Source organism: Emticicia aquatica, assembly GCF_923079645.1.
Taxonomy (GTDB): domain Bacteria; phylum Bacteroidota; class Bacteroidia; order Cytophagales; family Spirosomataceae; genus Emticicia; species Emticicia aquatica.
Genome location: NZ_CAKLPY010000003.1, coordinates 136,670 through 160,067, shown reverse-complemented (window position 1 = coordinate 160,067; position 23,398 = coordinate 136,670). Strand labels below are relative to the sequence as shown.

At 33.9% G+C, this 23,398-nt stretch carries 24 protein-coding genes; 11 read left to right on the top strand and 13 right to left on the bottom strand.

All coding sequences use genetic code 11. The features are described 5' to 3' along the window. Positions 1 to 26 precede the first annotated feature (26 nt). Both MJQ71_RS17415 and MJQ71_RS17410 read right to left on the bottom strand, forming a co-directional pair. On the bottom strand, positions 27 to 887 hold the full coding sequence (locus MJQ71_RS17415; protein WP_238808071.1) for a TolB family protein: 861 nt from the start codon (positions 885 to 887) through the stop codon (positions 27 to 29). A 70-nt stretch (positions 888 to 957) separates the two neighbouring features. Further along, positions 958 to 3,051, bottom strand: a complete 2,094-nt coding sequence (locus MJQ71_RS17410) for a BatA domain-containing protein (RefSeq protein WP_238808070.1) — start codon at positions 3,049 to 3,051, stop codon at positions 958 to 960. Between the two features lie 269 nt (positions 3,052 to 3,320). Here MJQ71_RS17410 and MJQ71_RS17405 point away from each other — a divergent pair, with 269 nt between their 5' ends. From MJQ71_RS17405 to MJQ71_RS17380, 6 genes are all read left to right on the top strand, one after another. After that, a complete protein-coding gene (locus tag MJQ71_RS17405; RefSeq protein WP_238808069.1) occupies positions 3,321 to 4,151 on the top strand; it encodes a hypothetical protein in 831 nt (276 codons plus the stop codon). 188 nt (positions 4,152 to 4,339) lie between these two features. Then, positions 4,340 to 4,591 carry a hypothetical protein gene (locus MJQ71_RS17400; protein ID WP_238808068.1) on the top strand — a complete coding sequence of 84 codons (252 nt, stop codon included), beginning with the start codon at positions 4,340 to 4,342 and terminating at the stop codon, positions 4,589 to 4,591. An 8-nt stretch (positions 4,592 to 4,599) separates the two neighbouring features. Next, positions 4,600 to 5,100, top strand: coding sequence for a hypothetical protein (locus tag MJQ71_RS17395; protein WP_238808067.1), 501 nt, complete (start codon positions 4,600 to 4,602; stop codon positions 5,098 to 5,100). Positions 5,101 to 5,120: 20 nt separating this feature from the next. After that, the gene (locus tag MJQ71_RS17390) at positions 5,121 to 5,387 is read left to right on the top strand and encodes a hypothetical protein (protein ID WP_238808066.1); all 267 of its coding nucleotides are present in this window, start codon (positions 5,121 to 5,123) and stop codon (positions 5,385 to 5,387) included. A gap of 102 nt (positions 5,388 to 5,489) precedes the next feature. After that, complete coding sequence (locus tag MJQ71_RS17385) at positions 5,490 to 6,704, top strand: sensor histidine kinase (protein WP_238808065.1); 1,215 nt, start codon at positions 5,490 to 5,492, stop codon at positions 6,702 to 6,704. Positions 6,705 to 6,731: 27 nt separating this feature from the next. Beyond that, the gene (locus MJQ71_RS17380; RefSeq protein ID WP_238808064.1) at positions 6,732 to 7,424 is read left to right on the top strand and encodes a LytR/AlgR family response regulator transcription factor; all 693 of its coding nucleotides are present in this window, start codon (positions 6,732 to 6,734) and stop codon (positions 7,422 to 7,424) included. A gap of 7 nt (positions 7,425 to 7,431) precedes the next feature. On the opposite strand, the gene MJQ71_RS17375 is transcribed toward MJQ71_RS17380, so the two are convergent. The 8 genes from MJQ71_RS17375 to MJQ71_RS17340 all read right to left on the bottom strand — a co-directional run bounded on the left by MJQ71_RS17375 (position 7,432) and on the right by MJQ71_RS17340 (position 14,398). Further along, positions 7,432 to 7,995 (bottom strand): LutC/YkgG family protein, encoded by a 564-nt coding sequence (locus MJQ71_RS17375; protein WP_238808062.1) that lies wholly within the window; start codon positions 7,993 to 7,995, stop codon positions 7,432 to 7,434. Between the two features lies 1 nt (position 7,996). Next, positions 7,997 to 9,391: a lactate utilization protein B gene (locus tag MJQ71_RS17370; RefSeq protein ID WP_238808060.1), complete on the bottom strand. Its 1,395-nt coding sequence runs from the start codon at positions 9,389 to 9,391 to the stop codon at positions 7,997 to 7,999. Beyond that, positions 9,388 to 10,128 (bottom strand): (Fe-S)-binding protein, encoded by a 741-nt coding sequence (locus tag MJQ71_RS17365; RefSeq protein WP_238808058.1) that lies wholly within the window; start codon positions 10,126 to 10,128, stop codon positions 9,388 to 9,390. The genes MJQ71_RS17370 and MJQ71_RS17365 overlap by 4 nt, the downstream gene beginning before the upstream one ends. 43 nt (positions 10,129 to 10,171) lie before the next feature. Next, positions 10,172 to 10,900: a hypothetical protein gene (locus MJQ71_RS17360; RefSeq protein WP_238808056.1), complete on the bottom strand. Its 729-nt coding sequence runs from the start codon at positions 10,898 to 10,900 to the stop codon at positions 10,172 to 10,174. Between the two features lie 118 nt (positions 10,901 to 11,018). Continuing rightward, entirely contained in the window at positions 11,019 to 12,296 is a 1,278-nt protein-coding gene (locus tag MJQ71_RS17355) for a sugar isomerase (protein ID WP_238808055.1), read from the bottom strand. A gap of 90 nt (positions 12,297 to 12,386) precedes the next feature. Continuing rightward, on the bottom strand, positions 12,387 to 13,040 hold the full coding sequence (gene pnuC / locus MJQ71_RS17350; RefSeq protein ID WP_238808054.1) for a nicotinamide riboside transporter PnuC: 654 nt from the start codon (positions 13,038 to 13,040) through the stop codon (positions 12,387 to 12,389). Between the two features lie 23 nt (positions 13,041 to 13,063). Further along, complete coding sequence (locus MJQ71_RS17345; protein ID WP_238808053.1) at positions 13,064 to 13,918, bottom strand: YwqG family protein; 855 nt, start codon at positions 13,916 to 13,918, stop codon at positions 13,064 to 13,066. Between the two features lie 123 nt (positions 13,919 to 14,041). Then, a complete protein-coding gene (locus MJQ71_RS17340) occupies positions 14,042 to 14,398 on the bottom strand; it encodes a winged helix-turn-helix transcriptional regulator (protein ID WP_238808052.1) in 357 nt (118 codons plus the stop codon). A 116-nt stretch (positions 14,399 to 14,514) separates the two neighbouring features. Here MJQ71_RS17340 and MJQ71_RS17335 point away from each other — a divergent pair, with 116 nt between their 5' ends. Then, on the top strand, positions 14,515 to 14,886 hold the full coding sequence (locus tag MJQ71_RS17335; RefSeq protein WP_238808051.1) for a DoxX family protein: 372 nt from the start codon (positions 14,515 to 14,517) through the stop codon (positions 14,884 to 14,886). 92 nt (positions 14,887 to 14,978) lie between these two features. Here MJQ71_RS17335 and MJQ71_RS17330 read toward each other — a convergent pair whose 3' ends face one another. Next, positions 14,979 to 18,632 (bottom strand): sensor histidine kinase, encoded by a 3,654-nt coding sequence (locus MJQ71_RS17330; RefSeq protein WP_238808049.1) that lies wholly within the window; start codon positions 18,630 to 18,632, stop codon positions 14,979 to 14,981. A gap of 131 nt (positions 18,633 to 18,763) precedes the next feature. Then, the gene (locus tag MJQ71_RS17325) at positions 18,764 to 19,042 is read right to left on the bottom strand and encodes a HesB/IscA family protein (protein WP_238808047.1); all 279 of its coding nucleotides are present in this window, start codon (positions 19,040 to 19,042) and stop codon (positions 18,764 to 18,766) included. Positions 19,043 to 19,146: 104 nt separating this feature from the next. On the opposite strand from MJQ71_RS17325, the gene MJQ71_RS17320 reads away from it, so the two are divergent. Then, positions 19,147 to 19,674: a DUF7935 family protein gene (locus MJQ71_RS17320; RefSeq protein ID WP_310587541.1), complete on the top strand. Its 528-nt coding sequence runs from the start codon at positions 19,147 to 19,149 to the stop codon at positions 19,672 to 19,674. A gap of 55 nt (positions 19,675 to 19,729) precedes the next feature. Here MJQ71_RS17320 and MJQ71_RS17315 read toward each other — a convergent pair whose 3' ends face one another. Next, complete coding sequence (locus tag MJQ71_RS17315; protein WP_238808045.1) at positions 19,730 to 20,236, bottom strand: DUF421 domain-containing protein; 507 nt, start codon at positions 20,234 to 20,236, stop codon at positions 19,730 to 19,732. Between the two features lie 159 nt (positions 20,237 to 20,395). On the opposite strand from MJQ71_RS17315, the gene MJQ71_RS17310 reads away from it, so the two are divergent. The 3 genes from MJQ71_RS17310 to MJQ71_RS17300 all read left to right on the top strand — a co-directional run bounded on the left by MJQ71_RS17310 (position 20,396) and on the right by MJQ71_RS17300 (position 23,199). Continuing rightward, positions 20,396 to 20,977: an RNA polymerase sigma factor gene (locus tag MJQ71_RS17310; protein WP_238808043.1), complete on the top strand. Its 582-nt coding sequence runs from the start codon at positions 20,396 to 20,398 to the stop codon at positions 20,975 to 20,977. Positions 20,978 to 20,993: 16 nt separating this feature from the next. Next, entirely contained in the window at positions 20,994 to 22,553 is a 1,560-nt protein-coding gene (locus MJQ71_RS17305; RefSeq protein ID WP_238808040.1) for a porin family protein, read from the top strand. A gap of 85 nt (positions 22,554 to 22,638) precedes the next feature. Continuing rightward, positions 22,639 to 23,199, top strand: coding sequence for a thioredoxin family protein (locus MJQ71_RS17300; RefSeq protein WP_238808038.1), 561 nt, complete (start codon positions 22,639 to 22,641; stop codon positions 23,197 to 23,199). The last annotated feature ends 199 nt before the right edge of the window (positions 23,200 to 23,398 follow it).

Below are 23,398 nucleotides of genomic sequence, written 5' to 3'. Positions count from 1 at the left end.
CTACGAGTTAAGGCTCGTAGTTGTTTTTATTCATCAAGTACAATCGCTATTTTACTGCCTTTAACAGCCATTCTGCTAATTTTTTTCTTTGGTAAATTTTCAGGTAAAACCACTGGCTTCCATTGTTTTGCGATAGCATCAAAACTAAAAATTTCGGTAGTTTTACTTTCTAAAATAATGCCATTGCTAGTCCAAGCGTTATAATGCTCCGATGCTGGATTACTTTCAGCAATATCAATTATTGTATTTTTTGATGGATTAAAAGTTCTAATAAGCCATTTTTCATCAATTTTCTGTACAAAACTAAATACTTTTTGTTTAGGAATTAGATGTAGTGAACGACCAATATTTGAAGCAACAATGGCATCTTTTTTTGTACTAAGGCTTTGATAATGAAGCGTTTGTGGTTCACCCAACACAAACGTAATCAACTCCTTCGGATTGAGCCAAGCCTGATAACCTATCTTTCCTGTTTTCTGTGATTCAAAAATAATTTGTGTTTCAATCGGGTTATCAATATTGTACTTTACCAAGTCTTGGTCACCATTGCTTTTGCGTTGAACAATACACGAAAGATATTTTTTATCAGGCGTAACAGTAGGTGAATATTCTGAATCAATGGTATTTGTTATCCGAACGCCGACTCCTGTTTTGTAATTATACGACCAAATATCACTTTGCCCGTCTTGCATTGCCGCATAATAAATCAAGGGTTTTGTCGGGTGAAAAAACGGTTGATTATCGTAACCTAACCTATTAGTAATATTTTTCGGATTTGATAAGGTCAAATTTCCACCCGAATCAGACAAGTCTAATAAATAAATTTCCGTGCCATTTTGAGCCAAAAGTTTGCCCGAGAATAATAATATAGTAAGTAGTTTTTTCATAGATTAGGCTTGTTTTTTACGAAAATACTCAAAATTACTCAAACAATTTTCCTCTCAAAAAGCAATAACATTACCCCTTCATCAATCGAATCAATAAAATTTCAATCAATAAAAATATTAAAGCGAGTATTACGCAGTATTTCCAAAGTGGTGTTCCAACGTTGTTTTCTTGGAAAGTTTTCACAAAATCGCCGTCGAGTAAATTATCAAAAATAGTAACATTTTTTTGTCCTGCAAAGAAAGTTCTTAGTTCTTCGGGCGAATAAAAATCCATTTTTGATTCTTCGTTATCGTGGTTAAAAGCCAAGAGTTTTTCTGTTTTTCCATCTAATTGCAGCTCATAATAACCAGATTCAAGCACCTGATTATCAGTCAATTGTGAAGACTTAGGCAATTCTAAAGTCAGCGTATTTCCTACGATGCGTTGAATTGGAATAATTTCTATTTTATTATTTGGCGTTGAAACATTCTTCAGTTTATAAGTAGCATCTTTTTTGCCATTCGGTAATTCGAGCGTAATACTTCCTTCGCTAAAATTATAAGCCGCACGCTCTTGTTTGGTACTCATTGATGCAATTTTAAACATCGTTGGCACAAAAAAAGCGTGTTCGGCAAAATTTCCGTAAGGTTTATCCAAAGGCGAAGCACATAAATAAATCCGTCCTTGGGAGGCTTGAGTAGAAGTAATAAAGTTTTGTAAATTCTTGAAAGTCAATATTTTTTCGCCCACACCCGACCACGTTAATGTGGGTTGCATCAGTGGCGTATTGACAACTCCTTGCAAAGTAGTTCGCTCGAATACATCAATAAAAAACGGATTTTGTCGATTCGGTTCAGCAATAGCTAATTGGCTTTGTGGCAATGTAGGTTGTCTTAACACATTGATTCCTTGAATACCAAAACTACTCAAAAACTGGCTATAATCATCTATTTCAGGGTTTGCAGGAGGAAATATCAATAAAGTACCACCTTGTTTTACAAATTCATCGAGGCTTGCTCGAAATGTCCCTGCTAGTGTTTCAACACCTTCCAAAACAATTAAATTGGCATTTTTAAACTGTCCAACGTCCACATTTGTAGCATTATACGCACGATAATTAAAAAGGCTATCATTGTCAAAAACTTTTCCTATGTAATCAGCCGCACTGCGTTCTTGATACAGATGTAAAATCTGTATCATTGGCGAAGCATCTAAAACAAAATAATAATCGTTATCAAATGTAATGGGTTGGTCATCAAACGAAACTTTTCCACGATGAAAACCCTTGTCTTTTACCGTAAAGTTGAAAGTTGCTGTTGCAGAACCATTCGGTGCAATATCAACAGAAGCTGTAGAAGCTTGGGCATTATCAATAAACAATTTCACAGGTAATTTTTCTACTTCTTCGCTGCCAGAATTAAATACTTTTACATATAAAATATTGTTTTGCATTTCTCGAATGAATGGCGATGCCAACCAAACTGAATCAGTAAAAACATTTTGGTTTTTCTTACCTTGAACTGGCACTAAAAATAACTTATTGAGCGTATCGGTCTTGATTTTTTTCAAATCCCCTACTGTACTTTTCTGAAAATCTGAAAACCAAAACAATTGATTATTTGCACTTGAATTATGCTTTTGAGCCAAACTATTCTGACGCTTGTAAACACTTTCAAGCGTGCGAGGATTCGACGAAAAACCGACTGAAGTAAGGCGGTCTTTTACTTTTACACCATTGGTAACGGCTTGGTCTTCACTCGAAAAATCGTTGGTAACTAATTGAATATTAGGCGATTGGCGAAACAGCGTAAGTAATTCATCAATTTTCGTAACGGCCAAATCCAAATAACGTTTGTTTTCGGTTGTATTTTGCATACTCAACGAATTATCGAGATAAAGGCTATTAACTCCCAAACCTGAACTTCGATTGGTTGCTGCATTTTTAGCGGGCAAAAATGGTTGTGCAAAAGCCAAAACTAAAAATGCAAGAAACAAAAGTCGAGCCGCCAAAATGAGCCACTGTTTCACTCGACGAAAAGCACTTGTTTGCGTTTCGACGGCTTTCAAGAAAGCTACATTCGTAAAAAAAACTCGTTTGGTACGACGAAAATTAAATAAATGGATAATCAAAGGCACAGAAAGAGCCAATAAACTCCAAAGAAAAGACGGAAAAAGAAATTGCATATCACTCCTAACCCCAAAAGAGGTATGTTTTTTTATGAGTTTTTGTATTTAATTATAACGTAAAAGTCTGAAAATCCTTTCAATAAATCATCATCTTTCCACTTTAAATGCCAATTATTATGCCAAAATATAGTGATTTAGTTGCCTAGGTTTTTCAATAAACTTTTTCGTAGGGAAATTAGTTAATATCTTTCAAAAGCATGTTTTTTATTTTAGAAATAGATATTCTATTTTAGGATCAAAACTAACTAAACACACCTGTTTATTTTATGGATGAGCTACAATTACTAAGAAAAAAAACGGGAATGACCATCGCTAAAGCTTGGATACTTATGGTTTCGGCTGTGATTTTATTTTTAATAGGAATGTTTATTCTTGGAGTAATTGCAGCCTTAAAAAACATCAATCCAATATATTTAATTGAAAATGCCATTTTTGGAATCTTAGCGATAATTATCTTTTTGTGTGCTTTATGGGGGTTCTTTATCAATAAAAGACAACTTCCTTTCTTTCAAAAACAGTCATTATTCAGTGTTCTTGTTTGTATTATTATCGCCTTAGCTTGGAGTTTTATTAGCCCGATTATAGTCGATTTTCTACCTTTTAATGAAGATGAAAGTAATAATCTTCAAAGAGTTGGCGTTCACACACTCCTCGGACTGATACTTTCGCTGCTATTCACTACGCTCCAAATTGGTATTATTGGGCATGGATTACTCAAAAATTATCTCTTCAAGCAAGTTATTTTTACCGTAGCAACTGTGAGTATTGTGATGGTTATTCCACAGGCCGTAATTGGTTTATTCATCCAGACTTTAATTATGTTTTATATTTATTATAAAACGGCATCTTTTCAACTACCCTTATTAATGACCGCAACCCTCAGTTTGGTTGAAGATATTTTTAAGTTCATTTTTGGAAATGGCGTTGAAACCAAAAACTATATCCGAATCTATCTTGTACCAAATGAAATATTATATTATTTAGACATTTTCGCTTGTTTTTGTATAATAATCGGAGGTTTATTTTATATCAAAAATCAAACAAAAGCAATCGAATGGCAAAAACCTCAAGAAGATGAAAACATCGCTTTTTTGTAAAATCTAATATGATTTTGTATAAACCTTTTCAAAAACTCATGACTATGACGTTATGAGTTTTTTTATTTCACAATGTTTCCATATTTCATCACAAAAGTTGAGCAGTTCATCACACGCATTTTAACAAGTGGAAGTTTTGCAAGACCTTTGAATCATCAAAATTTAAAACACAAAAATCACTTTCAACAATGAGATATTTAACATTAAACATCAACAAAAATACAAGAATCGATATTGATAATAGTATTTGGGGAAAAGAAACCATCAGATACAATGGTGAGGTAGTATCAGAAAAACAATCGTTTTTAGGAGCTGTTCATACTTTCGAAAAACCAGAAAATGGCGAAGTTGCTAAATATGAAGTTCGAATTGGATTAAATATGTATAAAGGCGTTACATTCGATATTTTCAGAGATAATCAAGCAATCCTTTTAAACTAAAATATAATATGAAATGGTTTAAAAATAGTTCGGATACAAGTTATTTACTGAAAGATAACGACGAGATTATTTTAAAAATGGACTTTTCCTACAACAGTAAAGGAGCAAAAGCCACCTGTCAAAGTAATTCAGAAAACTTTATTATTGAAAGCGAGAGTTTTTGGAAAACGAATCTCTTAATCAAAGAAAATGAAATTATAATTGCCAAAACATCTACTGATAAATGGTATAGTAGCCTTAGCACTTTAGAAATAAAAGGGGAAAAAGTAAAGTTTAAATTTCGGAATAATCCACTAGCAGAAATAGTTTTTTTTATCGAAACCGAGCAAGATTACATACTTACTTGTGGTTTAAAATCAAATAAAAAAGGTATGCCTGAGATAAAGTTAGATTTAGGAGAATCTCTTATAAACAACCCCTTAAAAGCATACATATTGGCTATTTGCTGGTACATTTTCAAGCCAATTGCGGAAGAAAATACAGTAGATATCCTTGTATTAATTGCTTAATAATCATTAAATCTTACGCAATGGAAACCGCTACCAAACAAGATAAATTGATTTTCTTTTTTATTGCATTTGCTTGGCTTTACGCTCTTGCATTTATTTTTTATTACCTAAATCCTGTTTTGATGGCTCATACGGAATTACTTATTTTAACTCCGTTGCTCCTTTCGGTTTTCTTTACATTTATACGATTTGACTGGAGAAAAATATCAAAAATACTGAAAAACCAATATTCACGCCCATTAGTAGCAGTTATTTTGGCCATTATTGTTTATAAAATATTCAAATAATTGGGTTTAGATGATAGCCGTTTTTTTATGTTGATTGAAACAATTATTGGGTCATTTTTTTAGAAAACTCAGGAAATAAACAAATTAAATCCACATAAAATCATGGAAAAAAGCCTAATTTTAGCACCACAATCAATCAAAATTCTCAAGACATTCAATAAGCAAATGATATTTTCGGTTAAACATATTTTTAGCCTTATTTTTTGGAGAGAAACCATCATTCCTATCCTGAAAAACAACTGGATTTTAATCGTTGCGGTGCTTACGGCTTTTAGCTTGACTCACACAATTTGGTACTACACAGTATCTCATCCATTACACACAATTACTGATGAATACTTTAAAATACTCAAAGAGAAAAGAAATTCTAGTAATCTTTTCACTTTAGGGTTCAACTTCGGATTTATAATTGGCTCATTTGTAAAATCAAAAAGTTTGGTTTTTAGCATAATTGGTACTTCTTTACTAATTGCAGAACTAAATTATCAATATTTATTCAAAAATTTATTCATTGATGAAGGTCGAAAGGGAAAGCTATTTTACTTTATAGTACTTTTTTTCTTTTATTCTTTTATCATTATCATTCTAATGGAATCTTTTGGCAAAAAAGCCGAGCCACTTGGTTTACATAAATTTATAACAAACACTTGGGTTGGTTTTTCGTTGCTTTATTCTGTCATTCAATATGTTTCGGAATCTCACAAACGACTCCGAGAATTAGCAATTCAAAAAACTAGAGTTGAACTTACCGCTCTAAAAGCTCAAATAAATCCACACTTTTTGTTTAATGTACTTAATAATCTCTACGGAACCGCCATTGTAGAAGAAAGTCCAAAAACTGCCGAAGGTATCCAACAATTGTCAAACATTATGCGTCATGTAGTTGAAGGCTCAAAAAACGAACGTATTTCGGCAGAAAAAGAAGTGCAATTTCTTTATGACTTTGTAGAATTAAGCAAAATGAGAATCCCGAAACGGGCTAATATCACGATAAATATAAACATTGATTGGGACGAACAACCAACTCAAATTGCTCCGCTTTTAGTAATTCCTTACATCGAAAATGCCTTTAAATACGGCATCAGTATTACGCAAGAAAGTTTTATTGATTTGAAATTTCAAATACACGACCAAAAACTAAGTTTTTCATGCCGAAATAGCATCATCAAACAATTTGACAAATTGGAAGTTGGCACATCAACTGGTTTAGAAAATACCAAACGCCGTCTCGAACTCAATTACCCAAATAAACACACATTAAATATTTCCAATGAAAACAACATATTTGAGGTTTTGCTGGAAGTGAATTTGAAGTAAATCAACTATAAAATCGTACTCATTGTAATGCTAAAAGCAATTGCCATAGATGATGAGCCAATGGCTCTCGAAGTAATCAAAGCCCACGCCAAAAAAGTTACGTTCCTTGATTTACAAGGCACTTTTGTGAGTGCTTTGGAAGCCTTAGATTTCTTAAAAGCGAATCCTATTGATTTAGTTTTTCTGGACATCAATATGCCTGATGTTACAGGACTAGATTTTTCGCAACTTTTACCCCAAAATACGGCAGTTATTTTTACAACTGCTTATTCACAATATGCAGTTGATGCTTTCAATCTCAATGCGTTAGATTATCTTTTAAAACCTATTGATTTTAGTCGATTCATGAAATCTTGTCAAAAAGCTTATGAAACGATTAATCACGAAACACCGAAAATTCCTTATTTATTTATCAAAGATGGTTATGATTTAGTAAGAATTAGTTTAGAAGGGCTATTATTTATTGAATCTGAAGGAAATTATTTAACTTTCAAAGAATCAGAAAAAAAAACACTTACCCGCATGACACTGACTGATGCCATTGAAATGCTACCAAAAAGCGATTTTTTTAGGGTTCATAAATCATTTGTGATTAATCTTAATCACGTTAAAAAAATCGAACGCCATCAAGTTTGGGTAGGAAACGAAGCCGTTCCAATCGCTGCCAATTATCGAGACGATTTAATGGAAATAGTAAAGAAAATTTGGATGGTAAAATAAACAGTAACTAATAAATCAAAACCATCATACTTCTTGCTCCATGAGCTCCAATAACTAACGCTTGTTCAATATCAGCAGTTTTGGATGGCCCCGCAATAAAAACCCCATAACTTCCTACATCTTCGAGGCGTTGATACGCTTGGTGCATATTGGCTACGATATTGTTTTTGTCAAGCACTAACACTAAATGTTGCGTAATAAAAGGCAAGGCACGGTTGAGCATATTGCTTTCAGGAACCCAAATTGTACCATTTTCGGCTACACCAATTTCGCCTTGAATTACAGCCAAATCAACTTGTTCTAAAATGTCTTTGGGTGTTTCAGGGTTTATCTCAATGCTTGCGTTGACAATGTTAGAAGAAACATTTTTCAAATCACTATAATAAGTATCAATCGCTGCCTGACAATCGGCTTTTGTGGCTATTTCAATGGCTCTGCCACCGATACTTTCCAACACAGTTTTGAAGCGTTCAATACTATTATCTCCTTCAAATATTGGCACATTTGGTAATACCGTCAATGAAGGTTTATTAGTCGCGATTCTCGCTAAAATTTTTTCTCTGCTACTCATTTTATTTTCTATTATCCTCGTACCATTCCTTGAAACTCTGTTTTGGTGCATCAGGCAATTCTCGTGCTTTCGCCCACGGATTCATACTTTGATTGTGTGTCATCCCATGTGGCAAAATTCGCAATGCTCCTCGAGCTAATTTTCCACTTAAATCGTACACTTTTGGCATTGAAAGTACTTTTGCCAAGCCTTTCATTCCCCATTTTTTTGAAGTAGATAATTCATTATTATTCCCTACTATTTGTCGCCATTTGTATAACTGTACGTGAATATCAATTTTCACAGGACACACATCAGTACACGAACCGCAAAGTGTGCTCGCAAAAGGCAAACTACTATATTTATGCAAATCAATATTTGGCGAAAGAATTGCACCGATTGGGCCAGGTACTGTAAAGTCATAGCTATGTCCACCACTTCTACGATAAACTGGGCATGTATTCATACAAGCTCCGCAACGAATACATTTCAAAGAGTTACGAAAATCGGCACGCCCTAATTGTTGTGTTCGACCGTTATCAACAATCACGATGTGCATTTCTTTGCCTTCTGCTGGCTTAGTAAAATGTGAAGTGTAAGATGTAATTGGCTGACCAGTAGCACTTCTAGCGAGTAGTCGAGTATAAACTGACAGGTGATGTAGCTTCGGAATAATCTTCTCAATGCCCATGCACGCAATATGTACTTTTGCCAAATTTACGCCTAAATCGGCATTTCCTTCGTTGGTACAAACAACAAAACTACCTGTTTCAGCAATGGCAAAATTCACGCCTGTGAGTGCTACATCGGCCGCTACAAATTTTTCTCTAAGGTGCTGACGGGCAGCTTCAGTCAAAACTTGCGGGTCTTTTTCGCCTTTGGTTGTACCCAAATGTTCATGGAAAGTTTCGCCGACATCTTCTTTTTTGAGGTGAATGGCAGGCATCACGATATGACTTGGAGGCTCATCACGAAACTGAATGATGCGTTCGCCCAAATCAGTATCCACTACATCAATATTGTTTTTTTGCAAAAAAGCATTCAAATGACACTCTTCCGTTAGCATTGATTTACTTTTAACCAAACGGATATTTCTTTCCTCTGCACCAACTGGGCGAGATTTTTTGATAATATCCATCACAATTTGGTTATGCTCAGTTGCATCTGCCGCCCAATGTACATGAACGCCATTTTTTCGTGCATTTTCCTCAAATTGCAACAAATAATTATCTAAATTACTGAGTGTATGGTCTTTTATTTCAGAAGCAAGTGTACGTAAATCTTGAAATTCTGGAATCGGATACACCGCTTTATCTCGTTTCTGACGCACAAACCAAAGCGTTTCGTCGTGCCAGGTCGTACGTTCAAAATCTTTATTAAAAGCTTCGGCTAATTCTGGATGATTTTGGTGATTCATGGTTGATTTCCGTTCAAAATTTCGGCTATGTGCATTACTTTTATAGGTGCTTTTTGGCGTTTTACAATACCTTCGAGGTGCATCAAACAAGATACATCTCCACCTGTTAAAACTTTTGTACCGTTGCGAAGATGGTCGGCAATTCGGTCATTTCCCATACGAGCCGAAACAGCCTCTTCGGTTACGCAAAACATACCTCCAAAGCCACAACATTCGTCATTACGGTCTAATTCGGTAAGTTCAATACCTTTTAATTTTCGAAGTAATTTTGAAATTTGTCCATCTCTCACACCTGTTATTTCGGAAGCATTGGCTTGTCTAAGTCCACGCTGCCCATGACAACTCAAATGCAAACCCACTTTATGAGGAAAATCAACAGGAATTTCTTCAATTTTTAGTACATTTTCAATAAAATCAACAAGTTCATAAACCGACTTCCTAACTTTCTGAACAGCGGGCGTTTGTTCAATAATATCATAATGTTTTTTGATGTGGTAAGTACAGCTTCCTGATGGCGTAACAATATAATCAAACTCAGCAAAAGTATCCACGAAATGTTCATAAACACCTTTAGAATCTTGCTCGCAACCGCCATTGGCCATTGGTTGTCCACAGCAAGTTTGTTTCATCGGAAACACCACTTCCACACCCAATTTTTCCAATAATTGTAACGTTGCAACCCCTACATTCGGATAAAATTGGTCAACGTAACAAGGAATAAATAAGCCTACTTTCATATTTAGTTTTATAAACCTTTGGTTCTTAACTGCTAACTTCAGTTTACACGAGTGCATGAAGTTCTTTTTTACTAATCCATATTGGCTCTTGATGTGGTTTTACGACCAAAACATCAATGGGACCACCAACTGTTTTTTCCTTTTGCTGAAATCTCATCGTATCAATGGTTGTTCTCACGCCATAGACTGCAAAATCAAGTGCGTCTTGCAAAGTCATAAAATTCCATGGAATTGAATTATTTGCTACTTCTACCCAATCATCTCCACTTGGCATTTTTACTGTTAAAAGGAGTCTAGAAAGAACCTCTGTTTCGCCCCCCCAATTTGTGCCATTAAAAGTCTTCTCTCCATCAAAATTTGACCTATGATATACTTTTTCAGCAATATTGATTGAGTAAGTGTGTGGAACCGAAACACCCTCTTCAACATTATAGCCCACCAAATAAAAATAGGTCGCAGGATAATTAAACTTTTCCCCAAAAAAAGCAATTAGTAATGCTGGTATTTCGTCGATAGTTGTTTCAATGTCAATATTTTCTTCAACAAATTGACTAATAAAACCACAAATATTCACTTCATTGACATATACTTCGCCAAAAACGCCCAATCCAAATTTCTCTGCAATTAAGAATATTTTTGAATACGAATCAGATGTTGTAATCGAATTAAACTGTTCACCTGTTTGTGTTTTATCCGTCCAGTTTAAAGTTAGTCGGCTATCTCCCGCAAGTACAATTCCTTCTGCAACATAGACAGCTATTATTAATGACATATTTTAAAGTTTTAATTAATTTATATTCTTGAAAGTGGTTGTTTTAATACAATATCTGTTAAAATTAAAGAAATTGGCTCAAAAATATGGTTTGAGCCAATTTCTTCTAAATTTTGTTTTATAAGCCAGTTGCTACACTAAATCCTCTTTTTTCAACCAAACTTTCTCTAATTTTTGCACTTCGGAAAGCTGCAATTGGGTCAATTGCACCTCCTACTTGACGGCTTGCTTCGGCTACTAATGCTCTGGCATCTGTCAAGAAAGTATCTCTCAATAGTTCTTCAGCACGCAGCACATCATTGTTTTCTTGAGCATCAACCAATGCAACTCTATCGACCAAAAGTGCTTTTGCATAAGTTGTCAAAATTGCATTCACCGACTGCAATAAATCTTCAATTGGGTCTTTTGTATTATGGCTTGCATCAATCATCCAAGCCAATGGTGGATTTTTTACGCTTGGGTCTTGCATTCCGTCAACTAATTCATTAAAAATCAAGAAAAATTGGTATGGTTTAATGCTCCCCGTTGTCAAATCATCATCGCCATACATAGAACCATTGAAATGAAACCCACCCAAACGGCCGAAGTGCATCAAACGTCCAACAATTTGTTCGATATTTGTGTTTGGTAAATGATGGCCTAAATCTACTAAAACTTGGGCATTTTTTCCAATATTTTGACAAAGGGAATAAGACGTTCCCCAATCAGGAATGACCATTGAGTAGAAATGTGGCTCGTAGGGTTTATATTCTATCAACATCGTCCAATCGTCGGGCATTGATTTGTAAATACTTGACAATGAGTCATTTGTACGTTGATACGCTCCTCGTAAATGTGACTGTCCAGGAAAATTTGAACCATCGGCCAACCAGACTGTCAACACTTTTGAGTCCAACATTTTACCGTATTCAATACACTGAATATTGTGCTGAATTGCCAAATCTCTTACTTCACTTTTGGAATGTGAAAGCGAGCCAAATTTATACGAATAAGGTTGGTCTTTTTGGTCTTGAAAAGTATTAGAATTAACCGAATCAATGGTTAAATCATTAGCTTTGAGCAATTGTTTGATGGCATTTGCATCAGATGGAATATCCCAAGGGATGTGCAAAGAAATCGAATTCGACGAACGATTAAGTTGGTGAATCAAACCAACATCTTCGATTTTTTCTTCTAAATTTCGAGGTTCTCCTCCATTAGGGAAACGTCCGAAACGAGTCCCACCAGTACCCAAAGCCCAACTTGGAATGGCTACTTGAAAAGCCTTTATTTTATCAATAATTGTCTGAATATCAATACCTTTTCGGTCGAGAAGTTCGGTCAAATATGTCAATTTAAACTGGTGTTCGGCCTGTAATTTTTCGTTATGGTGTTGAATAATGTCGTTACTAAGCATTGGTTTGAAGGGTTTTGTAGTACTTAAACAATCTACAATTTTAGACCTAAAAAATCATGTAACATTCCTGTACTGTACTGATGAAATTCATCAAATAGTTTTTCGATATTCTTTTGTCCAGTTAATAGCTCCCAACAGAGCAATTACACAGAAAACGGCATACAGCAACGAATATAATTTTACTTCTTTCACAAAATACATATAAGTACTTATTATATCAATTGCCAACCACATCCACCAAGCCTCAACTTTCTTACGAATCAATAAAAATGTAGCAAAAATACTCATTATTGTTGTAAATGAGTCCATATATGGAAAAGCACTTGGTTTGCTGAAAAGTTCGGGAATCAACTCGCTCAAATTCTTTGCAAAAGTGCCTAATAATGCCGTACATACAAGTCCGACTAACGAATAAACACCAAATTGTCTTGGAGATAATTGACTGATTTTCAATTCATTGTGAATATTTGCTTCTTGTTCTTTCGGAAATTTCCATTGCCAAAAACCAATGATATTTGTAATAAAAAAGAAGATTTGTAAAAACATATCAGGATAAAGCTGAATCTGATAAAACATTACAAATGCCAAAGCCACATTTACTAAGCCAAGTACCCAACTCCATACATTTTCACGTACTGACAAAATAACAGCCACCAAACCTGTAAATGTTGCATAAAATTCGACGTAGCTCATTTTTACCCCTAATAACTCAAAAAAGATATTATTTATGTCGAAGAAATTCATTTTAAAATTTTAAGTATCAAAAATTAATAGCATTGTAAACTAAACCAAAATTTATCAAAATTCTTGTTCAATAAATCTTCTTTTTTAATCCAAAAATATATCCTTCCTCCTCCAGCCCAATCCATTTGAACCTCACCATCTGTGCTATCAACTTGCAATAATAATCTCCAATCTACCGTATTTTTTGCAAGTTCTTTCGCTTTTGGCGTTTCAAAAGCTTCAGGGTCATTTATATCAACTCCATTTGTGATGAGTTCACATTCAATTTCCATCGGATTTTGAAGATTATTCGAGTATCCAAGCATTTTATGAATACTTCCGTCATCAACATCGCTTATCAGTTCATCCAATTTCTCTGCCTCATCTTCATCGAATACTTCAAATAAGAAATCACTGTATGGAATATTGATTTCTTGCTTGGCAGTTATTTTATTGACCGAAAATCTTGCCTCTTTACCTAAATCTTTTGGATAATTTGTACGCTTCAAAGTATTCAAATCACCATCAAAATATAAAACACTGAACTTATTTGCTTCTTTTTCACTCATTTCATAGCCACAAGCCTCTTGCAAGGCATCATAAAAGAAATATAAAATACCTGTTTTGGGCAAAATCTTTTCTGCGTCTAAATCAGTAACTTCAGCAAGATTTATTTGGGCAATAAAGGCGAGTAAATTTCCATCTGAATCTTTTTGCCAAGAAATACTCTCTGGCAAATCAGGTTTTCCACCGATTTTTGATTGTCCCAATTTGAGTTCTTTTTCATTATATTCCTCTGTTTCGAGTCTAATAGAATGGCGAAGTTCAGGCCCTAATTTTTCAAGTAAATGCTCAAGTTTATTTTTCTTTAATAGTTTTTCAAGCTCTTTTTGGTTCATCGCAAATAATAGGTTATTTTTTTGAAAGAAAATGGTTATTTGCTCGAAATGTAGGTACATTTTTCGAGTTTTATCGAATTATCTTTACAAATAAATTCCATGCACATTTTCCTTCTGAGCAGGTTATTTTCCTATTATTTTCCTTCTATGTTCTGTACCCCAATTACGAAGTTCTTCAATTAGTTTTTCAAGTGATTTGCCATGCTCTGTAATCGAATATTCGACCGTAGGCGGAAATGTATCGAGTACAGTACGTTTTATTAATTGATTTAATTCTAAATCTTTCAATTCCTTAGAAAGCATTTTATCTGTAATGCCATTTATTTCTTTTGAAATCTGTTTGAATCGCTTCGTTCCAAACGACACAGACAAAATAATTGGCAATTTCCACTTGCCATTCAATATTTCTAAAGCATCCCTTACTGGCACAATCATTTTCGAGCATTCTTCAGGGCTATGTTCTTGATTATATTTTATCATAATTGCACATTTTTACATTACTATCCTCCAAGAAAGTACTATACTTGAGTATAGTACTATTATTTGTATAGCATATATATATAAGTTTGCAAAATCAAACAAAAACAATTCGTAAAATGAAAAAAGACAAGATTATTTATTGGGTAAGCACTGGCTTAATTGGTGCGATGATGATTTTTAGTGGATATTCATACTTTACAAATCCACAAATGGCTGATGCGTTCAAACACGTTGGTTTTCCAGATTTCTTTCGTATTGAGTTAGGCTATGCAAAGCTTCTAGGTGCTTTTGTACTACTTATTCCACAAATTCCTTCAAAAATAAAAGAGTGGGCTTATGCAGGTTTCGGAATCGTTTTTATTTCGGCGGCTATTGCTCATAATAATAGTGGAGACCCAACTTCGGCAGCCCTAACGCCCCTTATAATGCTAGTTATTTTGGTGGTTTCAAATATTTATTTTTCAAAAGTTAATAAAATTGTCGGGTAAAACCTTTGCCCTAAAATTATAAAAGCACGAAGTTTCACTCAGAATTTTATCGAGTGAAACTTCGTGCTTTTATTGTTATTTTCAACAGGTTTTTATTGTCTAATCGCTAAAGGCAAGTCGATGAAGAAAGTTGTTCCTCGGTCGGTTTCTGTTTCAAACCAAATGTTTCCCCCTGCGTGTTCAACACCCCGACGAGCCATGGCCAATCCAAGTCCTGAACCACCTACTTTTGTAGTAAAGTTTGGAATAAAGACTCGTTGACGAATGTTTTCTGGAATTCCCGAACCGTTATCTTGAATCTCGATAATAGCAATATTATCGTCTTCGTTGCGATACAAACGAAGGTTTATAATAGCTCGTTTTTCTTTCGGAACTGACTGTATTCCATTGATAATCAGATTTGTAATCACTCGACTCATAAACTGACGGTCGCCAACAACCCACGCTTCTCTTTCTTTTATATAAGCATTCAACGAAATTCGTTCATCTTCGGCATATAAATCAGCAGATTTTTGTATCAGTGGCACAAGGTCGAAAACTTCATTTCGAGGAACAGGCATTTTGGCAAATTCTGAGAATGAATTGGCGATTTCACTAATATTATCAATTTGCTCGGTTAAAGAATTCAATGCTCGCCCGATACGTTCTTTTGTTTTCGGATTATCAACAACAATGGTTCGTTGAAGTTGCTGAATTGATAATTTCATTGGTGTTAGTGGATTCTTGATTTCATGAGCTACTTGCTTTGCCATTTCTCGCCAAGCGGTTTGTTTTTCACTCATTGACAATGCCACTTTACTTTCTTCCAACTTTTTCAACATTTTATTGTATTCTCGCATCAAAATACCAATTTCATCATCCGAATTCCATTCTAATCGGTCATTAAGTTTATCTAGATTTGTTTTTTTCAATTTCTGAGCCACCAATCTCAACGGGTTTGTCAGAATATTTGATGCGAAATATGATAGAATCAATAAAATCAAGAAAAGCCAAGCAAAAACACTTAAAATTGACGCTACAACGTCGGTTACTTGACGGTCAAGTGTTGGTTTAGCATCAAAAAAAGGAATCCCGATTACACCAATAGGCTTACTATCATGGCCTTTTATGCTCATATAAGCGGTTTTGTAATGCAAATTTCCGAGTGATTCGGGTAGTAAAACTTCGTTTTCTTTTTCTTCAATAATCCGACGATAGGCCGAAGGATTAATAAAAGTAGAAAGCAAACCATATTCGTAAACCAATGGACGAGTCGTGAGATTCAATTTCCCATCGAGACCGTAAAAATTTATATCTAACTTCGTATCTCTTGCTAAATCATTGATTTCCTGCTCCAAAAACGCTCGACTCATACGTTTTTCAATAAAACCTTCGAGTTGAAGTTGAACCGTAGAAGTAATATTTTTGGTATTATCAAGGTAGCCTTTTTCTTGATTACTAATAAAAGTTGAATCAATAACGCTCAAAGTAATAATGATTACTAATAAAAGCGGCAACAAAAAGGCAGCATTGAGGTAAAGTTGTATTTTAGTCGCAAAATTGACGTTCAAATTCTTGAAACCATACCTAATTGCATACAAAATCATCACAAAAATGATGAAAAGCACTGATAACAAAAACAAAAATGAGAAATTGGAAAATAGGTTTTTCCAAGCTAAATATTTCGCTGAAATGACAATTTTTCGACCATTTTGGCCAATTTTTCCAACATGATTATAGTCATTCAATTGGATTCCGCTCAGATACAAAGTTGAATCCGACAAAATACTTAGCGGGAGCTTTCGTATGTAATTGTAGCTTCCTGAACTAAAAATTAGGTAATTTTTTTTGTCAAAAATAGCGTAACTATAATTTTTCGTATCAGGTGTTTGTGTAAATTTTTTATCTAATAATAATTCAGGATATACACTTTGAGCGAACTCATCACGCAATTTTAAATCCAAAACTATGTAACCAATCAAACTTGAATTTTCTTGAATTGGAATAAAAGTAAGGTATTGTTTGATAAAGTTATTGCCTACATCGTTGATAAAAAACACCGAAGGATTACTGGTTTTATATGTCTCTTGCTTGTAGTTTTTTTCATAAAAAGCCAAATTTTGCGACCCTTCCGAAATATCCAATGAGTTACCATTTTTATCAAATGCAAGTACTTCTGTATCGTATCGGTCAAAATATAGGTCAAGATGATTGCTTTTTACGAGCTGCTGGGTTTGCTCACGAGCGAGCGTTTGACGAGTAATTGCTTGTCGAATTGCGGTGTCTTGTTCAATCGTCTGAATCACTCTCGTTAATAGCCCTTCGCCTAATAAATCATTTTCTGCGAGATATTTTTGCCCAAAAATCTGTTTATCAAAAAAGTCTTTTTTATGCTCTTCGGTACGAATCACGTACATTGCAATTAGGGCAAACACAAAAGCTCCCGTAAAGAAATAAATTGTAGTTTTATACTTAAAACTATATAAAAATCGAGGAAATTTATAGAGATAAATGAGTAAAAAATAAGCCCCAGCCAAAACATAAATCCATCTAAAATGCTCAAAAAAGCTTACGATGGCTAGCCCAATGATTAATCCTAAAAACCAATTAATAATGCCTTCTTTCTGATATTTATTGATTCTCAAAAACAAACTACTTTGTAGATGAATAATGAGAAAAAAGATGACCGAAAGTAAAAGATAAAATAGTAGCGTAGCAATTTTCAAAGAAGTAAACGAAATACTCAGAGCTAAATCCAAACTAAACTGAGATTTCTCGTAAATATTGCACAAATTTCGATAGCAAATGGCCGCTGTTACGATTGCCGCAGCTACCAAAATAATTGAAACCAAACCTTGAATTATCCTTGGAGCTTTAAACAATTTGTAATACAGTGTTGAGCGATAGAAAAAGCGAACCAAGTATATTGCCAAGAAAAAAACAACAACCGCATTCAGTAAAACATCACCCAATGAAGGAGCTAACTCATTGATAGTAAAAAACTTAGGATTAAATAAATTTGATTCGTAAAAAATAAAAGGGATACTATTGGCAAGCATTACCAAACGAACAAAAAACAAATAAAATACCAGTAATATAAATGCTCGTCCAAACTGATGTTTTTTACGAAGTCTATTAACCCAAATAACAATATATAAACCAAACAAAAAAACACTTACGCCTAACAGCAAAAGTGTATTGGTCGGAATATTGGGAGAATTGATTTTTTCGATTTGAGGCGGAATGATAGCAAACAAAAAATCCCCTTTTTCGTCAGGAATATTTTGGTATTTTTTCTCACTCAGGTTATGCGTAATTTCTTTGGGTTCGGTAGCGAAGATTTTGTAATTATACCCATTTTTGAGGTAATCATTTTCATTACGAAACTTGCGATAAAGATTAATAAGAGAGAAAATCTCGACCTGATTACCTTGATAATTCAACGATACCGAATTGGTAATATATTTTCCGTTTTCAGTACTTAATAAACTAGCTTTTTCGCCTTTCACAAGTTGATGATAATCAGGCACAAAACGGTGGTCAGACCAATAAAATAACTGTCCTTTTCGAAAAATATAGTATGGATAAATCGTTGGTGTTTCAAAATTCAAAAACGCATTACCTGAAGATTTTTGGTATTGATTCGCAATATTAACCAACTCTCCTTTCGACACTAATATTTCAGCTTTGACTCTGCTTTGAATCGAAGAAAAATAATGTTGTTCGGAAGCAGCTGGTGCATCTTTTTCAAAAATGAAAAAATTCATTGCCGCACCTCCAAACAATATTACAGAAAGAATTAGGAAAATATGTTTTTTAAGAAACTCCAAATGATTCGATTTAATAAGTAATACCCAACTGTTTAATCGAAAACCATGCCAAAAACAGATTATCCACTTTATTGTTTTTGAATCGTAAATCCCATTCCTGATTCTGTTTCGGCATAATCAATCCGAACACCAATCAAATACATTAAATGTCGCTTATCAATCAAAACATTAACACCTTCGATGTCATAAAGTTCGTCGTGTTCAGTTGCCTTATCAAGCCCCAAAAGGTAGGTTGCCGAGCAAGCCCCGCCTTTCAAACCTACACGAAGAGCGTAGCCCGCAGGAATTTGGGACGAATTTAAAGATTTTAAAATTTCATTACGTGCAACTTCCGAAAGACTTACCATATTTATAATTTTCTACAAATATACTCATAAAAAAGCTCCGTAGGTTTTTGAACCACAAGTTGCTTGCTTACTTTTGTAGCACTCATAGTACAAAAACAAAGTCAATGATGCAATCAATAACCGAATTACTGAAAATCCTTATTCCTTCAGCAGCAGTTTTATACGGAATGTACTTAACTGTACAAACCTTTTTAGAAAAACAGTTTGAGCAAAAACAACTTGAAGTAAAACAAAAAAATACCGAACTTGTCACACCAATTCGCCTACAAGCTTACGAACGAATGACCTTATTTTTAGAACGTATCACTCCTAATAATCTGCTCATAAGAATTAACAATATGGATATTCAAGCAATTGACTATCAGAGACTTATACTTCAAGAAATTAGAGAAGAATTCAATCATAATCTTTCACAGCAAGTCTATATGTCGCATGAAGCATGGGAAAAAATTCGCAAAGCGATGAATGATGTGGTGGCATTAGTTAATACATCTGCCACCGAAATTGACTCAAATTCGGCATCTATCAATCTTTCTAAAAAAATCTTTGAGAAAGTAATTTCTGAAAATCAGCAACCTACAATGGAAGCATTAAAATTTTTGAAAGAAGAAATACAGACAATGTTTATGTAACAAATTAGCTATTTTCTGCTGAACAAAGTTTCCAAAAAATAGCTTGAAAAATATATCATTGATAATTACCTAACGGTTTACGAATTCTTTTTTTTCGGGTTTTGGTCTTAAAATTTTCAGATAATACACTGATATTTCCATCGACTTCAAGCATGGCTAAATCAACTTTTTCAATACTATCAACACCGTGTTCTCGAATAGCGGCTGCCAATTCTTGCATCGAAAAACCTGCTTTTTCTAAATTTCTCTTATTCGCAACGCCGTCATAAATAAGTGTAATTGGCTCACCTTGTATCCATTTACCAATTGGTTGAAAATTATAAATAAGCTTTTTAAGAATATAATTCACAATAAACAAGGCACTTGCGGCAACCATTCCACCAACAAGTGAGGTATTTGGACCGACCATTGCATTCTGCACTGAATTACTAATTAGCAAAATAAATACTAAATCAACTACTGATAATTGTGACAATTCTTTTTTTCCGAAAAGCCTAATTGCGATAATTATAAACCCATAAACTGCAACAGCTCGCAGCACTAAGTCGATATATTCCGTCATAATACAATAAGTCGTTTTGATAAAATGTTATTACTTATCACAGACTGAGAAAAATATTCTTGACAAAGACAACTTGCTTTTTGCCACTTTTTTTTCTAATCTTGGAGTAAAATTATCAATAAACGCAACCATTTAAAAAAAATTTACGTACAATACTAAATGGCGAACAATCAGCCAACAGAAAGTCCGGAAGAATTACTCTATAAGAGTATTAAAGGAGACCGTAAGAGTCAAGAAAAACTCTATCGACAGTTCTATGGGTTTGCTATGGGCGTGTGCATGCGTTACACTCAAAACCGAGAAGAGGCTTTGGAAGTTGTAAATGATGGTTTTTTGAAAGTTTTTACAAAAGGCGACCAGTATGATTCTAAATACCCCTTTAAGGCTTGGTTTAGGCGTATTATTGTCAATACTGCATTAGATTTTTATCGGAGTCAGCAAAAACATTATTTCCACGAAAACATTGAAGAAGCATATAATGTTTCTTCTGTTGATAGCAGTCCGCTAAGCCAACTCAATCACGAAGAACTTATTGAATTAATTCAAAAATTACCATCAGGCTATAAAATGGTCTTTAATTTGTTTGTTATTGATGGATTTTCACATGAGGAAATAGGTGTACAACTCGGAATATCAGTTGGAACGTCAAAATCAAATCTTTCCAGAGCAAGAGAAGCCCTAAGAAAAATGATTTTGAAAGAAGAAAGGTCAATATCGAATCCAGACTTTAAAGAAATATAATCACTTTTTTAAGTTAATGAATATAAACCAACATGATTTATCAGATGATGAGTTAGACAATCTTTTCAGAAATTCGGCTGAAGAATTTGAACTAGACTTTAATGCTGATTCATGGACAAAAATGAGCCAAAAGCTTGATGCGGCATTGCCCCAGTCAAGTAGTCGAGCAGTAAGTTCTCGACTTAGACAAGGTTTATCGCTTTTGATTGGTCTATTACTTTTGATTGGAGGATATTATTTTTATCAACCTTCATCAAGGCAATCAAATGAGATGCAAAGCAATGTGAACCAAAACATTAAAAAAACGCCAATTGAATCACCTAGACAAAAGTATGTAGATACAGATAAAGTTGATACAGATAATTTAAAAACCAAAGAAAACAACGAAAGAAATACAATATTAGCTAATGAAAAAATACAAAAAATCAGTGCAGTAAATATTTCCGATAAACCCATCGTATCTACAACAAAAGAGATTCTTTTAGAAGAAAAAAACTCAATCAAAAATACCGTCAAAGAAACTGATTTTGATGATCAGAATATCAATGCTGGTAAAAATATAACTACTAATAAGCGTAACAAATCAGCAGAAAAAGTTCTGTCTAAAAATAATTCACAATCCTCAAAAATTCAGGTTTTGGAAAAACGAAACTCTTCTGAGTTGCGTTTGAGTTCATTCTCTGAGAAGCAAAATAAAACACAAAAATCAAGCGATATATATTCAAAAATTGACTCAAAACAGACTCATGTTTTTGAAAAAGACAATGATATAGCACAAACATCTGCAAATATAAATAACGTAAATACTCAGAAAGATGTATTGTTTACTTCAAATACTGAGCAAAAAGACATTCGTTTAGCATTAAAAGACCTTTCACTACTTTCACCAAAGCATTTGCTTATTCAATCAAATTTTAATTTACCACAGATTACTTTTGAAGAAAAAGTTGATGCAATCATTATTCCGAAAAGTCAAAGTACTGCGTTTAAAAAAGGTTTATATTTCCGTTTGGCTATTTCACCAGATTTGAGTTTAATCACTACCGATGAAATCACAAAACTTGGCAGTAATTGGGCCGCTCTCATTGAATACCGATTTAACAACCATTTTAGTGTTCAAACAGGTGTTATTCGCTCGATGAAGTACTATGATTCTTATCCAGAATCGTATGAGTGGCCTTACAATTGGCCAAATCCTCCTGCATTAGTTGACATCAACGCTACTTGCAAAATGTTGGATGTGCCATTAAATATTAGATACGATATTACTCAAAAACCTAACAGTCGATGGTTTGTAAGTTCGGGAATGACTAGTTATTTTATGCTAAAAGAACAGTATGTTTATAACTATGAAAATCCAGCAGACCCCAAAATAAAATGGAAAAATTGGGAGGGTAAAACAGGCCCTTATTACTTAGGAACTATGAATTTTTCGATGGGTTACGAACGTCAGATATTCGGTAAATTAAGTTTACAAGCTGAGCCGTTTTTTAAAATGCCCATTTCAAAAGTTGGATTTGGACAGGTACATTTATCAACTATTGGTCTATTTATATCTGCAAAATACCCCCTTTGAGGTTTAACCACAATTCGGTATAGTATTTGTATAAAATATACTAAAACTTATAATAAGACCGTTTTTATCTAAAAAAACTACAATAATGAAGAAAATATACTTTTTTTTGATGTTTATATGTGTTAGTAATTTCATTTTTGCTCAACACACTGCTTCATCAACGAAAAAAAAAGAAGTTGAGTGGCTAACAATTCAAGAAGCTTACAATCGTACCCAAAAGGAACCTCGCAAAACAATAATTGATGTTTATACTGCATGGTGCGGATGGTGTAAAGTAATGGATAAAGAAACCTACACAAACCCCGAAGTAATTGATTATCTCAATAAAAACTTCTACATGGTAAAACTTGATGCCGAGTCGAAACAAGATATTGTTATTGGGAACACAAAATACATTTTTGATGAAAAAAGTGGGGCAAATCAAGCAGCATTGGCTTTGCTTCAAGGAAAAATGAGTTATCCGACAACCGTTTTTTTAGATGCTCAATACAACATGATTCAACCATTACCAGGTTATTTGGATGCCAAAGCTTTTCACCAAATCGTGACGTATTTAGGGGGAGATTATAATAAAAAAGAACCTTTTGAACAATATAAAACAGGCACTTACAAAGAAGTATTCAAAACTATATTAACAAAATTATAAGTTGCTTTGTCTAAAAAATTAAGCCCGATTTTCATAATGAGAATCGGGCTTTTTTAGTTATTCATGACTGGCGTAAATTGTCTGAATTTAGTAATTAAATTTTTAATTTTGTAACGGTTTTAACCAAAAAGTATTTTTATTTTAGAAAGTTTAAAAGACAAGTTTTCTATATGTTTTCTACGGCTACAATCCTTATAAG

Bases quoted from the DNA above. Each gene is read 5' to 3' on its own strand.
- MJQ71_RS17415 (WP_238808071.1), bottom strand. From the start codon at position 887: ATGAAAAAACTACTTACTATATTATTATTCTCGGGCAAACTTTTGGCT.
- MJQ71_RS17410 (WP_238808070.1), bottom strand. From the start codon at position 3,051: ATGCAATTTCTTTTTCCGTCTTTTCTTTGGAGTTTATTGGCTCTTTCT.
- MJQ71_RS17405 (WP_238808069.1), top strand. From the start codon at position 3,321: ATGGATGAGCTACAATTACTAAGAAAAAAAACGGGAATGACCATCGCT.
- MJQ71_RS17400 (WP_238808068.1), top strand. From the start codon at position 4,340: ATGAGATATTTAACATTAAACATCAACAAAAATACAAGAATCGATATT.
- MJQ71_RS17395 (WP_238808067.1), top strand. From the start codon at position 4,600: ATGAAATGGTTTAAAAATAGTTCGGATACAAGTTATTTACTGAAAGAT.
- MJQ71_RS17390 (WP_238808066.1), top strand. From the start codon at position 5,121: ATGGAAACCGCTACCAAACAAGATAAATTGATTTTCTTTTTTATTGCA.
- MJQ71_RS17385 (WP_238808065.1), top strand. From the start codon at position 5,490: ATGGAAAAAAGCCTAATTTTAGCACCACAATCAATCAAAATTCTCAAG.
- MJQ71_RS17380 (WP_238808064.1), top strand. From the start codon at position 6,732: ATGCTAAAAGCAATTGCCATAGATGATGAGCCAATGGCTCTCGAAGTA.
- MJQ71_RS17375 (WP_238808062.1), bottom strand. From the start codon at position 7,995: ATGAGTAGCAGAGAAAAAATTTTAGCGAGAATCGCGACTAATAAACCT.
- MJQ71_RS17370 (WP_238808060.1), bottom strand. From the start codon at position 9,391: ATGAATCACCAAAATCATCCAGAATTAGCCGAAGCTTTTAATAAAGAT.
- MJQ71_RS17365 (WP_238808058.1), bottom strand. From the start codon at position 10,128: ATGAAAGTAGGCTTATTTATTCCTTGTTACGTTGACCAATTTTATCCG.
- MJQ71_RS17360 (WP_238808056.1), bottom strand. From the start codon at position 10,900: ATGTCATTAATAATAGCTGTCTATGTTGCAGAAGGAATTGTACTTGCG.
- MJQ71_RS17355 (WP_238808055.1), bottom strand. From the start codon at position 12,296: ATGCTTAGTAACGACATTATTCAACACCATAACGAAAAATTACAGGCC.
- pnuC (WP_238808054.1), bottom strand. From the start codon at position 13,040: ATGAATTTCTTCGACATAAATAATATCTTTTTTGAGTTATTAGGGGTA.
- MJQ71_RS17345 (WP_238808053.1), bottom strand. From the start codon at position 13,918: ATGAACCAAAAAGAGCTTGAAAAACTATTAAAGAAAAATAAACTTGAG.
- MJQ71_RS17340 (WP_238808052.1), bottom strand. From the start codon at position 14,398: ATGATAAAATATAATCAAGAACATAGCCCTGAAGAATGCTCGAAAATG.
- MJQ71_RS17335 (WP_238808051.1), top strand. From the start codon at position 14,515: ATGAAAAAAGACAAGATTATTTATTGGGTAAGCACTGGCTTAATTGGT.
- MJQ71_RS17330 (WP_238808049.1), bottom strand. From the start codon at position 18,632: ATGAATTTTTTCATTTTTGAAAAAGATGCACCAGCTGCTTCCGAACAA.
- MJQ71_RS17325 (WP_238808047.1), bottom strand. From the start codon at position 19,042: ATGGTAAGTCTTTCGGAAGTTGCACGTAATGAAATTTTAAAATCTTTA.
- MJQ71_RS17320 (WP_310587541.1), top strand. From the start codon at position 19,147: ATGATGCAATCAATAACCGAATTACTGAAAATCCTTATTCCTTCAGCA.
- MJQ71_RS17315 (WP_238808045.1), bottom strand. From the start codon at position 20,236: ATGACGGAATATATCGACTTAGTGCTGCGAGCTGTTGCAGTTTATGGG.
- MJQ71_RS17310 (WP_238808043.1), top strand. From the start codon at position 20,396: ATGGCGAACAATCAGCCAACAGAAAGTCCGGAAGAATTACTCTATAAG.
- MJQ71_RS17305 (WP_238808040.1), top strand. From the start codon at position 20,994: ATGAATATAAACCAACATGATTTATCAGATGATGAGTTAGACAATCTT.
- MJQ71_RS17300 (WP_238808038.1), top strand. From the start codon at position 22,639: ATGAAGAAAATATACTTTTTTTTGATGTTTATATGTGTTAGTAATTTC.